Here is a 13,412-nt window from a genome sequence, read left to right as displayed (position 1 = left end):
CCCGCCCATACCGCCACCGCTCATGCCACGTGCGGGCGCGCTGCGCCCGCCCGCAGTGCCGGCGCCGCCGCTTGGCGCGCCGATTCCACCGGCTCCAGGCCCAGTGCTGAATGAGCCGCGTCCCCCTCCGGCGGGAGTGGAACCGGGCGTGGAGCCTCCTCCGCGAGGGCTTGAGCCGGGGACACCTCCGCCGCGAGAAGTCCCGCCGCCTCCAGCCTTGCTTGCACCGGTACCGCCACCGCCACCGCCACCACGAGGACCGACCACCCCTCCTCCGTTCGAGGAGGTGCCGCTGCCACCAGGTGGCGTGAACGGGAGCGAGCCACCGCCCTGGAAGCCGCCGGTTGTAACGCCCGGACCTGCGGTTCCGCCTTGCGGTGACGGGGACCAGGGGCTCGTGGTTGTGCCGGGGGCCGTGAGCAAGCCGTTGCCTTGCAGGTTGGTGCCTTGCGGAAGAGTGCCCCCACCGCTGTCGGGCGCCCAGTGACCGGGAGCTTGAGGCGTGTTCGGCGGCGATAAGGAGGGGTTGGACCCAAAGCCCTGGCCGCCACTCAGGACGCCGCCGCCTGCACCCTCACCGTGTACGCCGGCTGGAAAACCGCCGCCGCCACTCGGATAGCCACCGCTGATGGTGCCTCCTCCACCACCCGCCGCCCCGGAAGCCCGGCCGCTGCCGGGGTTGTGAGTGGTGCCCCCACCCCCGTTGCCCCCGCCACCGCCGCCGCCAGGTCCGTCGAAAGCGACGGTACTGTCGAGCACGATGTTGGCCGGTGGTTGCGGGAACTGTGGAACGTTCAACCGACCCAGGTCCGCCGAGGCCGCCCGATACGTCGATGTCAGCGAGCGTAACTGCGCAACCGCGTCACTGTGCGCCGCGTTCACCTGAGCCCGTGCCGCGTCCCGGGCCGCCGCAGGGTCGTTGCAGTCGACTGCCGGCCTCAACAGGTAATCGGGCGTTTCCATGTCCGCCTTGGCGACAAGAGCGGGGTCGAGCTTCGGCATCCGGGACTTCGTCTCGGCGAGTTGCCGTGAGATGTTGCCGACGTGGTCTGCGGTGGACTTGACGTACGCGCCGACTTCGAGAGTGGCCGAGACGATCGCACGGTTCCAGTCGCTGAACTGGTCGGCACTGGCGCCCTTCCACCCGTATGCGACGTGTATCAGGCTGAAGCCCACGGAGTGGGCGGCGTCGTCGATTCGCGTGGCGGCCTTCTGCAGGTTGCGCGCGAATTCGTCCAGCGCGGCCGGGTTGGCTCGTTCGACCATCCGCACGAGCTCGTTGACCCGGAACTGCTCGAAGTCGGTGACCGGACCCGTGGCCGGACCGTTCGTAGGGGCGCCGTCCTGGTGCACCATCAGATTCCCCCTTCGCCGTGGCTACGTCGCGTCCGGGTCATTGCAGGCCCGCCGCCTGACCCGGAGCGGCCTGCGTGCCGCCGGGAGCCGCCGGGGCCGGCGCTGTTCCCGCCTCGATCCGCTTCAGCGTCTCCGACAGGGCGCGACGAGTCTCCTCGTCCACCGCCTCCGTGTTCCCCGCCGCCATCATCACCGACAACTTCATCGCCGCGATCTGATCCAGCAAAGTCGCCACCAACTGCTGCAACCTGGTACTTCTCTCCAGCAACATCCCGCGTATCCACGGCGCTTCGGCGAACTCTTCGCCCAAATCCGAGGCGCCGACGTCGAGCCGCGTGATTTGAGCCAGAGATCCGCTGTCCTCGACCAGATCCTTGAGGATCATTTCCATGCACTTCTGGAACCGATCGAGCGAGTCGAAGTCGATCTCGAAACCTTGACCTGCCTCTGCCACCGTCATCCCCCGTGAGTGTGGTGCCCCCTGTCGCGGCCGCCGTATCCCCCGACGAACAGACCCGCGCACCGCAATTCGACTATTGATCCATGAACAGGGAGCGCACCGCAAGGGGAATATGACGTTCCGTTATAACCGTTCGGATGGCGGCGCCCGGCTTGCCCTGCCAAAACGGGAAAGGGCCGACTCTCCGATAAGGAGAGTTGGCCCTTCCCATTACAAATGCGTTGGCATCCCGACGGGTTCCGGTCGGTGATCCGGCCGGATCACCGACCGTTCTCAGCCCGCGTCGTCCGGCAGCCAAGCTGTCTGGATGAGCTCCACGCCGCGTCGCCGTGAGATGAACTGCCCACGCCCTGGGGGCATTTGGCTCGGTCGGACGTTGCCCATCAGGGCACCTTCGTCGCGGCTGCCGGACAGGATCAGGCCCGACGTGCCGAGGTCCAGGAGCTTTTGCATGATCGGTTCGTACAGCGAGCGGCCCGCGCCACCACTGCTTCGGGCGATGATCAGGTGCAGGCCGACGTCCCTGGCCAACGGCAGGAACTCGGCGAGGCCGCTGATCGGGTTGCCGCTCGAGGACGCGACCAGGTCGTAGTCGTCCACGATCATGAACAACTCGGGCCCCGTCCACCAGCTCCGGTTGCGCAGCTGATCCTGCGTCACCTCCGGTCCGGGCAGACGCCGTTCCAGCGCGTCGCGGATGTCGCCCATGAACGCCGTCAGCGCCGGCGCCGCGGCCGCGTACTCCAACAGGTGCGACGCCGGGACCACGTCCAACAGCGTGCGCCGGTAGTCGGAGACGATGATGCGTGCCTCCGCCGGCGCGTACCGCTCGCTGATGCCGCGCACCAGCAGCCGCAGGAAGTTGGTCTTGCCCGACTCGCTCTCGCCGAACAGCACGAAGTTCGAATCGACGTTGAAGTCGAGGAACACCGGGCCCAACGTCTGCTCGTCGACACCGATCGGGATACCCCGGCCGGGGACGTGCTCCAGGGTGGGCAACCGGTCGTACGGCAGCAGCATCGGCAGCACGCGCACCGGCGGCGCGGGCGGACCCGACCAGCCGGCCTTGACCGCGCCGACCATGTGCGCCATGCCCTCCGCGAGATCCTCCGCGGAGTTCGAGCCGTCGATGCGCGGCAGCGCGGCCAGGAAGTGCAGCCCGTCCGGGGACAGACCGCGACCGGGAGCGCCCGTCGGCACGTTCGCCGCGAGCCGCCGGTCGACCTCGGACTCCATGGTCTCGCCGAGGCGCAGTTCCAACCGGGTCTGGATCTGGTCCTTGAGCGCGGGCCGGATCTCCGGGTGCCGCGACGCGGTGAGCACGACGTGTACGCCGAAGCCCAGACCCCGGGTGGCGATGTCGGTGACCTCCGCCTCCAACGCCTCGAAGTCGTTCTTGAGCGTCAACCAACCGTCGACGAACAGGAACACGTCACCCCACGCCTCGTCGGGCAGCGTCCCCGCCGCCCGCCGACGTCGGAAGGTGTCGATCGAGTCGATGTTGTTGACCCGGAACATCTCCTCGCGCCGGTTGAGGATGCCCTGCACCTCGCTGACGATGCGGCGCACCCGCTCCGCGTCGAGCCGGCCCGCGACCCCGCCCACGTGCGGCAGATCGCTCAACGCGACCATGCCGCCGCCTCCGAAGTCCAAGACGTAGAACTGGACTTCGGCCGGGGTGTGGGTCATCGCGAACGACGAGATCATGGTCCGAAGCAGCGTGCTCTTGCCGCTTCGAGGGCCACCGACGATCAACGCGTGACCCGCCGCTCCGGACAGATCCGCGTACAGCACGTCGCGGCGCTGCTCGAACGGCTTGTCGACGAGGCCGAGCGGAACCACCAGGCGGCCGTTCGCGCCCCAGTCGGGCGACGACAGACCGCGATCCTGCGTGATGGTCAGCGGCGGCAGCATCTGGTCGATCGAGTTCGACTCGGCCAGCGGCGGCAGCCACACCTGGTGGGCGGGCGGGCCCTGGTTGACCATGCGTCGCACGATCACGTCGAGCACGGTGTCGGCGAGCGCGCTGTCGATGTCCGGCTCGGGTTCGGGCTCGGGCGGCAGATCCGGTTGCCGGTTCCACATGTTCGCCACGGTCCACTGGCTGTCGAACATCACCGGCATCGGCGAACCGGTCTGGTTGCGCCGGATCCGATCGGAGGGACGGTAGGTCCCCGACACGTACGCGGCCTTGAACTGCACCATCGACTCGGTGTCGAACTTCAGGTAGCCCGCGCCCGGCACCGACGGCAGGTGGTACGCGTCCGGTACGCCGATGGCCGCGCGCGATTCCGCGGCGGAGAACGTGCGCAGACCGATGCGGTAGGACAAATAGGTGTCCAGACCGCGCAGTCGGCCTTCCTCCAGGCGCTGCGACGCGAGCAGCAGGTGCACACCGAGCGATCGGCCGATGCGGCCGATCTGGATGAACATCTCGATGAAGTCCGGCTTGGCGGTGAGCAGTTCGCTGAACTCGTCGATGATGATGACGAGTGAGGGCAACGGCTCCAGGGCCGCTCCCGCGACGCGGGCTCGCTCGTAGTCGTGCATGTTGGCGTAGTTGCCCGCCGAACGCAGCAGCTCCTGACGGCGGTTGAGCTCACCCGTGATCGAGTCGCGCATGCGGTCGACCAGGGTCAGGTCGTCGGACAGGTTGGTGATGACCGCCGCGACGTGCGGCATGTCCGACATCCCGGAGAACGTCGCGCCACCCTTGAAGTCGGCGAGCACGAAGTTGAGGATCTCCGAGCTGTGCGTGGTCGCGAGACCGAGCACCAGCGTGCGCAGCAGCTCCGACTTGCCGGAACCGGTCGCGCCGACACACAGGCCGTGCGGGCCCATGCCCTCCATCGACGCTTCCTTGAGGTCCAGCATGATCGGTTCGCCGGTCTGGCCGATGCCGATCGGAACCCGCAGGCGATCGTTTTGCGGCCGCGGTCGCCACGTGCGCGACACGTCCACGTGCGCGGCGTCACCGATACCCATCAGGTCGGTGAAGTCCAGGTTGGACAACAGTGGTTCGTCTTCGTCCTGGGCGGACAACCGCAACGGCGCCAACTTGCGCGAGAGTACCTCCGCGTCACCCTCGGACAAGAAGTCGGGAAAGCCCTCGTAGGCGCCGGCGGTCGACTCCAGCGTCAGCGTGTTCTCCTCGGCGATGATCGCCAGGCCGCCGCGCAGTTCGTCGAGCGGCCCCGGGATCACCTCGACGATCGTCACGCCCTGGAGGCCGTCGGCCCCCGCGAGCTGCGAACCGGCCGGCACCGCGCCGCCGTCGAGCACGACCACCAGGTGCGGCTGGTCGAGGTTGGGCTGCGCGCCCGGCGAGAAGCGCGAACGCCCCGCCAGGTCGTCGGCCAACCACTCCTCGATCTCGCCCAGGTCGGCCGAGATCATCCGCACCGAGCCCGCACCGTCGGACAGCGACGGGTGTTGCGCGTGCGGCAGCCACTTCACCCAGTCCCACAGCGGGCGCGTGGTCGCGTCGGTGGCGACCACGATGCGCACGTCGTCGGGGGAATGCAGTACCGCGAGCTGGCCGAGCATCGCCCGGGTCAGCCCGTACACGCTCTCCGGGTCGCCGGAGACGGTCAGGTGATAGAAGGAGCGCAGCGAGATGGCCATCGGCAGGTCGTCGAGCGTCGCCTGGGTGCGCAGGAAGCGCCGCATGGCGTCCGCGCACAGCGGTTCGAGCTCTTCGAGCGGCGCGGTGTCCGGCGCGACGATCGGGGTGGACAGTTGTTGTTGCCCCACGCCCACTCGCAGTTGCGCGAAGTCGGCGTCGCCGGGTCGGCGTTCCCAGATCCGCCGCTCGCCCGCGGCCACGGACCACAGCTGGTCCGGATCCGGGTGCGTCCACAGCTGCGAATCGCGCTGCCTGCGCGCGGTCCGCCGGACCTGCTTGCGAGTCTGGGCAAGATATTTGAGGTAGTCGCGCCGCGCGTCCAACATCTCGGCGCGGTTGCCGCCGCGAGCCCGCAGGATGTTGGCGACGACCATGACGAGCGACGACACCATCATCATGCCGCCCATGACCATCATCATCTTGGGCGCGCCCGGCATGAAGAAGAATCCCGCCGAACCGAGCATGCCCATCATGGGGAGCACGCTCATGATCCAGTTCTGATCGCCCGGCCGTTCCAATTCCGGCGGGGATTCGAGCTGGATCTCCTCTGCCGGGACAGCAGAGGGCAACACCCTGGGCGGGCGTTTGACGATGACCACGGTCAAGGTGAATCAGCCTCATCCGTCGCGAGGATCCTGGACACGGATCGAGCCCGCCGCAGAACACGGAAAAGGAGCAGGTGATGTGAGTCAACCCACCCCGTCAGGGTCGTCTCCATGACACACGGCGGGCAGTCGACGAGCCGTTCGTATGTGCGCCGCATACTACTGGCCGACCCCGTGAGCGCCAGTAGCGGTGCGTATAGAGTGCCTCCTCATCCCGGCCCCTCGGGGCCGTCGGGACAGCGGGCAGCGAGAAGCAGGGGGAACTGCACAGGTGAACTCCACGACCACGACGGTCATGACCGGGTTCGCCCGGATCACCGTCATCGCACCGGATTGTCGAGTCGACCTCGCACTTCCGGAGGAGGTCCCACTCGCCGAGCTATACCCGGAAATACTGCGGCTGTCCGGGCAGATTCAGCGCAACGGCAGTGTGACCGGATTCCAACTCACCAGGCTCGACGGGGAGCCGTTGGACAGCACGCTCACGCTCGCCGCGCAGAACGTCCGCGACGGAGATCTCCTGCGTTTCACGGCGCTCGCCGACGCTCCGCCGCCGCCCGTGTACGACGACGTGGCCGACTCGGTCGCCACCTCCGTCGCCGGTGAGAACCGCCTGTGGACGCCCGAGATGCTGCGCATCGCCGGCCTGGCCGGCGCGGCGGCGTTCTTCAGCCTCGGCGCGGTCGTGCTGTGGCGGATGGCCCTGCCGCACGGCCTTCCCGCGATCGTCGCGGGCTCGCTGGCGATCCTGCTCACCGTCCTGGCCGGCGTGCGGGCCCGGGTGTACGGGGACTCCTCCGGCGGCGCGGTGCTCGGTCTGGGCGCGCTGCCCAACGCCTTCATCGCCGGCCTGGGCGCGATCGAGCCGCCCGTCCGCGAGGGCCCCGGGCGCGTCCAGTTCCTGACCGGGTGCGTGGGCGTCCTGGTCGTCGCGACGCTGATCGCCGCGCTGCTGCCCGAACACGGCGCCGTATACATCGCCGGAGCCGGCACCGGCGCGCTCGGCACACTCGCGACGTTCGGCCTCATCGCGTTCGACGCCGCGCCCCGTGAGGCCGCCGCCGTCGCCGGCACCGTCTCGGTCGCCCTCGTCGCGTTCCTGCCCTCGTGGGCGGCCCGGCTCGCACGGCTGCCGATCGGCTTCCTGCCCGCCGACGCGCCCAACGCGGGCCAGGTCGACGCCCTCGACCACGCCGACGTCGCGGCCCGGGCCCGGCGCGGGCACGAGCTGCTCACCGGTCTCACCGGCGCGTGCTCGGTCGTGATCGTCACGTCGTGCATCGTGCTCGGCAACGTCGACACGATGTGGGCCCGCATCCTCACCGCGGTCCTGGCCCTGGTGACCGTCGGCCGCGCCCGCCTGTTCCGGCACACCGCGCAGGTCACCGTGCTGTACGCGGCCGGCCTGATGGGGCTCGCGATGCTCTTCGTCGGCCTCGCCCTCGACACCGGCATGTTCGACAAGGAGCGTCAGGGTTGGATCTTCGCCCTGGTCTGTCTGGTCGGCGCGCTGCTCGCGGTGGTCGCCACCACCGTGCCCACGCGCGGCCTGGCCCCCTTCTGGGGTCGGATGATGGACCTGCTCGAAGGCATGCTGATGATTTCGATCGTGCCGCTGTGCCTGGCGGTCCTCGATCTGTACGACAAACTCCGGAACATCACGGCCTGATCCGCTCCTGCTAGTGTTGTCCGTATCCCGGTGCCGCGTGCCCGGGATGCGTGCTGCCTCCGGGCACGCGCCCGCACCAATGTGAGCCCAGTCGCCTCCGTGAGTCAGACCGGGGGCGCTCACCACCTTGCAGAGGGAGACACAGTGTCGCTCGACACCGCAACGAAGAAGCAGATCATGGCCGACTACGCCACCAAGGAAGGCGACACCGGCTCCCCCGAGGTGCAGGTCGCGATCCTGAGCTTCCGCATCAACGAGCTCACCGGCCACCTCAAGGAGCACAAGCACGACCACCACAGCCGCCGGGGCCTGCTGCTCCTGGTCGGCCAGCGTCGTCGCCTCCTCGGCTACCTCGCCAAGAAGGACATCGAGCGCTACCGCACGCTGACGGACCGCCTGAGCATCCGCCGCAGCGGCGTCGGCATCCGCTAGTTGTAAGCGACGGGGGAGCGGCTTTCCGAAAGCCGCTCCTTCGCCGTATCCGGACACAGTCTTTGTAGGCTGTGTCCGCAGGCGCATCACGTGGGCGCCGCAGATACAAGCCGCAGATACAAGCGGTTGTAATACGACGATACGAAGTGTCCGTGCACACGGCACGAACACGAACGAACAAGCACTGGGAGCGCCGCGTCGCGACCAAGGCGCCGACCTACAGCGCCGGTCCTCGGTAGTGGCCCCCGGGTAACGCACCCGGGTGCTTCGATCGAAGACCGGCTCGGCCGGCCCTGAGGCGTCATGCGCCGCGAAGCTCCCTCGAAACGAACGAGGAGGGCACCCGTGGAGGGTCCCGACATCAGCTTCGCCGAAGCAGTCATCGAAAACGGCACGTTCGGCAACCGCACCATCCGCTTCGAGACCGGGCGGCTCGCCCGCCAGGCCGCCGGCTCCGCCGTGGTCTACCTGGACGACGACACCATGGTGCTCTCGGCCACCACGGCCTCGAAGCGCCCGAAGGACCAGCTCGACTTCTTCCCCCTGACGGTGGACGTCGAAGAGCGCATGTACGCCGCGGGCAAGATCCCCGGCTCGTTCTTCCGCCGCGAAGGTCGCCCGAGCGAGGACGCCGTCCTCACCTGCCGGCTGATCGACCGTCCGCTGCGCCCGTCCTTCAAGAAGGGCCTGCGCAACGAGATCCAGATCGTCGAGACGATCATGGCGCTCAACCCCGACCACCTGTACGACGTCGTCGCGATCAACGCGGCCTCGATGTCGACGCAGCTCGCGGGCCTGCCGTTCTCCGGCCCCATCGGTGGCGTGCGCGTCGCGCTCATCGACGGCACCTGGGTCGGCTTCCCCACGCACACCGAGCTCGAGCGCGCGGTGTTCGACATGGTCGTCGCGGGCCGTGTGCTCGAAGACGGTGACGTCGCGATCATGATGGTCGAGGCCGAGGCCACGACCGGCACGATCGAACTGGTCAAGGGCGGTGCGGACGCGCCGACCGAGGAGGTCGTCGCCGACGGCCTCGAGGCCGCCAAGAAGTTCATCAAGGCACTGTGCGCCGCGCAGGTCGAGGTGGCCTCCAAGGCCGCCAAGGAGACCGGCGAGTTCCCGGTGTTCCTGGACTACCAGGACGACGTCTTCGAGGCGCTCGCCGCCGCCGTGTCCGACGACCTGTCGGCCGCACTGACGATCGCCGGCAAGCAGGCGCGCGAGAGCGAGCTCGACCGGGTCAAGGACTCGGCCGCCGAGAAGCTGCTCCCGGCGTTCGAGGGTCGCGAGAAGGAGATCGGCGGCGCGTTCCGCGCGCTCACCAAGAAGCTCGTGCGTCAGCGCGTGCTGCGCGACAAGGTGCGCATCGACGGTCGCGGCCTGACCGACATCCGCACCCTCTCGGCCGAGGTCGAGGTCATCCCGCGCGTGCACGGCTCGGCCCTGTTCGAGCGCGGCGAGACCCAGATCCTGGGCATCACCACGCTGAACATGCTGCGCATGGAGCAGATGCTCGACACGCTCTCCCCCGAGACGCGCAAGCGCTACATGCACAACTACAACTTCCCGCCGTACTCGGTCGGCGAGACCGGCCGCGTGGGTTCGCCCAAGCGCCGCGAGATCGGCCACGGCGCGCTCGCCGAGCGGGCGATCCTCCCGGTCCTGCCGGCCCGCGAGGACTTCCCGTACGCGATCCGTCAGGTGTCCGAGGCGCTCGGCTCCAACGGCTCGACCTCGATGGGCTCGGTCTGCGCGTCCACGATGTCGCTGCTCAACGCCGGTGTGCCGCTCAAGGCGCCGGTCGCGGGTATCGCGATGGGCCTGATCTCCGACGAGGTCGACGGCAAGACCGAGTACGTGACGCTGACCGACATCCTCGGTGCCGAGGACGCGTACGGCGACATGGACTTCAAGGTCGCCGGCACCAAGGAGTTCGTGACCGCGCTCCAGCTCGACACCAAGCTCGACGGCATCCCCGCGTCGGTGCTCGCCGGTGCGCTCAAGCAGGCCAAGGACGCCCGCCTGCACATCCTCGACGTGATGATGGAAGCCATCGACACGCCGGACGAGATGTCGCAGTTCGCGCCGCGCATCATCACCGTCAAGATCCCGGTGGACAAGATCGGAGAGGTCATCGGCCCGAAGGGCAAGATGATCAACCAGATCCAGGACGACACCGGCGCCGAGATCACCATCGAGGACGATGGCACGATCTACATCGGCGCGTCGGACGGCACCTCGGCCGAGGCCGCGCGGGCGACGATCAACGCGATCGCCAACCCGACGATGCCCGAGGTCGGCGAGCGCTACCTGGGTACGGTTGTCAAGACCACCACGTTCGGTGCGTTCGTGTCGCTCATGCCCGGCAAGGACGGCCTGCTGCACATCTCGCAGCTGCGCAAGATCGCCGGTGGCAAGCGCGTCGAGAACGTCGACGACGTGATCAAGGTCGGCGACAAGGTGCAGGTCGAGATCGCCGAGATCGACCAGCGCGGCAAGCTGTCGCTCGTCCCCGTCATCGAGGGCGAAGACAACGACGCCGAGGCTTCCGAGGACGCTGCCGCCAAGTGACGTCCTCCTCGTCGAAGAACCAGGCCGCTGCGTCCGCGCAGCGGCCTGGTTCCACGAAGACCCTGCTGCGTGACGCGGACGGCACCGGTGCCGTCCGCCGCACGGTCCTGCCCGGCGGCCTTCGGGTGATCACCGAGAACATGCCGTCCGTGCGCTCGGCGACGTTCGGCATCTGGGTCGGGGTCGGCTCGCGTGACGAGACGCCCGCGCTCGCCGGTACCTCGCACTACCTCGAACACCTGCTGTTCAAGGGCACCGACAAGCGCGACGCGTTGGAGATCTCCGCGGAGCTGGACGCCGTCGGTGGTGAGATGAACGCCTTCACCACCAAGGAGTACACGTGCTACTACGCACGCGTACTCGACACCGACCTCCCGCTCGCGATCGACGTCATCTGCGACATGGTGACCGGCTCGCTGATCGACCCCGAGGACGTCGACGCCGAACGCGGCGTGATCCTGGAAGAGATCGCGATGAACGAGGACGAGCCCGGCGACCTCGTGCACGAGCTGTTCTACGACGCCATGCTCGGCGACGCCCCCCTGGGGCGCCCGGTCCTGGGCACGGTCGAGTCGATCAACGCGCTCACCCGTACCCAGATCACGGGCTACTACAAGCGCCGCTACCGGGCGCCGAACATGGTGGTGACCGCGGCCGGCAACGTCGACCACGCCAAGGTCGTGCGCCTGGTCAAGAAGGCGTTCGCGCACGTGCGCGTCGACGAGGCCGCCGTGCCGTCGTCGCCGCGCAAGGGCGGCCGTCCGTTCCGCGGCTCCGCCGACGTGCGGCTGCTCAACCGGCCCACCGAGCAGGCCCATCTGGTGCTCGGAATGCCGGGTCTGGCCCGCGACGACGAGCGTCGGTTCGCGCTGAGCGTGCTCAACACCGCGCTCGGCGGCGGGATGAGCTCGCGGCTGTTCCAGGAGATCCGGGAAAAGCGCGGACTCGCCTACTCGGTCTACTCGTTCCACTCGGGCTACGCCGACCTCGGTGTGTTCGGCATCTACGCCGGATGCCAGCCGAAGAAGGCCGGGCAGGTCATCGAGATCTGCCGGACCGAACTGGACAAGGTGGTTCGCGAGGGCCTGCCGCAGGACGAGATCGATCGCGCGATCGGCCAACTCCGCGGCTCCACCGTGCTCGGCCTGGAGGACACCGGGTCGCGGATGAGCCGGATCGGCAAGAGCGAACTCGTGTACGGCGAACACCTGTCCGTGGACGAGGTGCTCGCGCGGATCGCCGCGGTGACCGCCGCCGAGATCCACGACGTGGCGACGAGCCTGTTCGGCGCCCGGCCCACCCTGGCGGTGGTCGGACCGTTCGCCGACGACGCGGAGTTCGTGGCCGCGTCGGCCTGAGCGTGGTCCGTCTCGGCGAAGGCCGCCTGACGGAGTATGAAGTCCTTCCGACTGGTTCGAAGTCCGACTGGAGAGTGCGCGAGAGATGACTGCAATCCGGGTGGGTGTGATCGGTGCGGCCGGCCGCATGGGATCCGAGGCGTGCCGGGCGATCGAGGACGCGAGCGACCTCGAACTGGTCGCGCGCGTCGACGAGGGCGACGACCTCGCCGAACTCGCGAAGGCGGGCGCGCAGGTCGCCGTCGACTTCACCCACCCGGGCGTTGTCATGGGCAATCTCGAGTACTGCGTCGGCGCCGGCATCCACGCCGTCGTCGGCACCAGCGGTTTCACCCCGGACCGCCTGGAGCAGCTGCGTACGTGGCTTGCGAAGAGCCCCACGACCGGCATTCTGATCGCGCCCAACTTCGGTATCGGCGCGGTCCTGATGATGCAGTTCGCGGCCAAGGCGGCCCGGTTCTACGAGTCGGTCGAGATCGTCGAACTGCACCACCCGAACAAAATCGACGCGCCCAGCGGCACCGCCCGGCGGACCGCCGAACTGATCGCCGAGGCCCGCAGCGCCGCCGGCTGCGCGGACATGCCCGACGCGACGTCCGACGACCCGGACGGCGCCCGCGGCGCCCGCGGCGCCCGAGTCGACGGCGTCCCGGTGCACGCGGTGCGTCTGCGCGGGCTCGTCGCCCACCAGGAGGTCCTGCTCGGCGACGCCGGCGAGATGCTGACGATTCGTCACGACTCCTTCCAGCGCACGTCGTTCATGCCCGGCGTACTCCTGGGCGTGCGCCGGGTGAGCTCCGCCCCCGGCCTGACCGTGGGCCTGGAACACTTCCTCGACCTGGACTGATGTTCGTGAAACAACGTGTCACCGCGCTCGTCCTGATCGCGGTCCTGGTGTTCTACGTGCTGCTCGTCGGCAGTCGCGGCGTGATCGCGATCCGCGACGGGCAGCCCGTCACCGTCGTGCTCGGCGTCGGGATCCTGATCGTTCCGTTCGTCGGCGCGTGGTACATCTGGCGCGAGCTGAGCTTCGGCTTCGCGATGCAGCGGCTCGCGCGCGAACTGGCGGCCGAGGACGGCCTGCCGCAGGACGAGTTGGCCCGCACACCGGGCGGCCGGGTGGTCCGCGACAGCGCCGACGAGGTCTTCGAACGCCGCCGGACCGAGACCGAGGCCAACCCCGAGGACTGGCGCGCGTGGTACCGCCTCGCGGTCGCGTACGGCGACGCGCGCGACAACGCGCGCGGCCGCCGGGCGATGCTCACCGCGATCCGCCTGCACGCCGGGAAGGCTCCCGCGGCGTCGGCGTAGCGCCGCGAGCTCCACCGGTCGCGCC

At 68.9% G+C, this 13,412-nt stretch carries 8 protein-coding genes; 6 read left to right on the top strand and 2 right to left on the bottom strand.

The window, feature by feature from the left end; translation table 11 throughout:
• Positions 1–1,393: 1,393 nt before the first annotated feature.
• Together GT354_RS39565 and eccCa are read right to left on the bottom strand one after the other, a co-directional pair.
• A complete protein-coding gene (locus GT354_RS39565; protein ID WP_161361200.1) occupies positions 1,394–1,816 on the bottom strand; it encodes a hypothetical protein in 423 nt (140 codons plus the stop codon).
• Positions 1,817–2,089: 273 nt separating this feature from the next.
• A complete protein-coding gene (gene eccCa / locus GT354_RS39560) occupies positions 2,090–6,046 on the bottom strand; it encodes a type VII secretion protein EccCa (protein WP_161361199.1) in 3,957 nt (1,318 codons plus the stop codon).
• A 271-nt stretch (positions 6,047–6,317) separates the two neighbouring features.
• Here eccCa and eccD point away from each other — a divergent pair, with 271 nt between their 5' ends.
• The 6 genes from eccD to GT354_RS39530 all read left to right on the top strand — a co-directional run bounded on the left by eccD (position 6,318) and on the right by GT354_RS39530 (position 13,387).
• Positions 6,318–7,715: a type VII secretion integral membrane protein EccD gene (eccD, locus tag GT354_RS39555; protein WP_161361198.1), complete on the top strand. Its 1,398-nt coding sequence runs from the start codon at positions 6,318–6,320 to the stop codon at positions 7,713–7,715.
• A 144-nt stretch (positions 7,716–7,859) separates the two neighbouring features.
• Entirely contained in the window at positions 7,860–8,147 is a 288-nt protein-coding gene (rpsO, locus tag GT354_RS39550; protein WP_161361197.1) for a 30S ribosomal protein S15, read from the top strand.
• 345 nt (positions 8,148–8,492) lie between these two features.
• Complete coding sequence (locus GT354_RS39545) at positions 8,493–10,718, top strand: polyribonucleotide nucleotidyltransferase (protein WP_346012381.1); 2,226 nt, start codon at positions 8,493–8,495, stop codon at positions 10,716–10,718.
• Entirely contained in the window at positions 10,715–12,076 is a 1,362-nt protein-coding gene (locus GT354_RS39540; RefSeq protein WP_161361196.1) for a pitrilysin family protein, read from the top strand. Before GT354_RS39545 ends, GT354_RS39540 begins: the two co-directional genes overlap by 4 nt.
• An 85-nt stretch (positions 12,077–12,161) precedes the next feature.
• Positions 12,162–12,923 (top strand): 4-hydroxy-tetrahydrodipicolinate reductase, encoded by a 762-nt coding sequence (gene dapB / locus GT354_RS39535; protein ID WP_161361195.1) that lies wholly within the window; start codon positions 12,162–12,164, stop codon positions 12,921–12,923.
• A 5-nt stretch (positions 12,924–12,928) separates the two neighbouring features.
• Positions 12,929–13,387 (top strand): hypothetical protein, encoded by a 459-nt coding sequence (locus tag GT354_RS39530; protein WP_161361194.1) that lies wholly within the window; start codon positions 12,929–12,931, stop codon positions 13,385–13,387.
• The last annotated feature ends 25 nt before the right edge of the window (positions 13,388–13,412 follow it).

It is taken from the genome of Streptomyces sp. SID3343 (assembly GCF_009865215.1).
GTDB lineage: Bacteria > Actinomycetota > Actinomycetes > Streptomycetales > Streptomycetaceae > Embleya.
This window is presented reverse-complemented; position numbering and strand designations above follow the sequence as displayed.

Coding starts and splice junctions, on each gene's coding strand:
- GT354_RS39565 (WP_161361200.1), bottom strand. CDS start 1,816: ATGACGGTGGCAGAGGCAGGTCAAGGTTTCGAGATCGACTTCGACTCG.
- dapB (WP_161361195.1), top strand. CDS start 12,162: ATGACTGCAATCCGGGTGGGTGTGATCGGTGCGGCCGGCCGCATGGGA.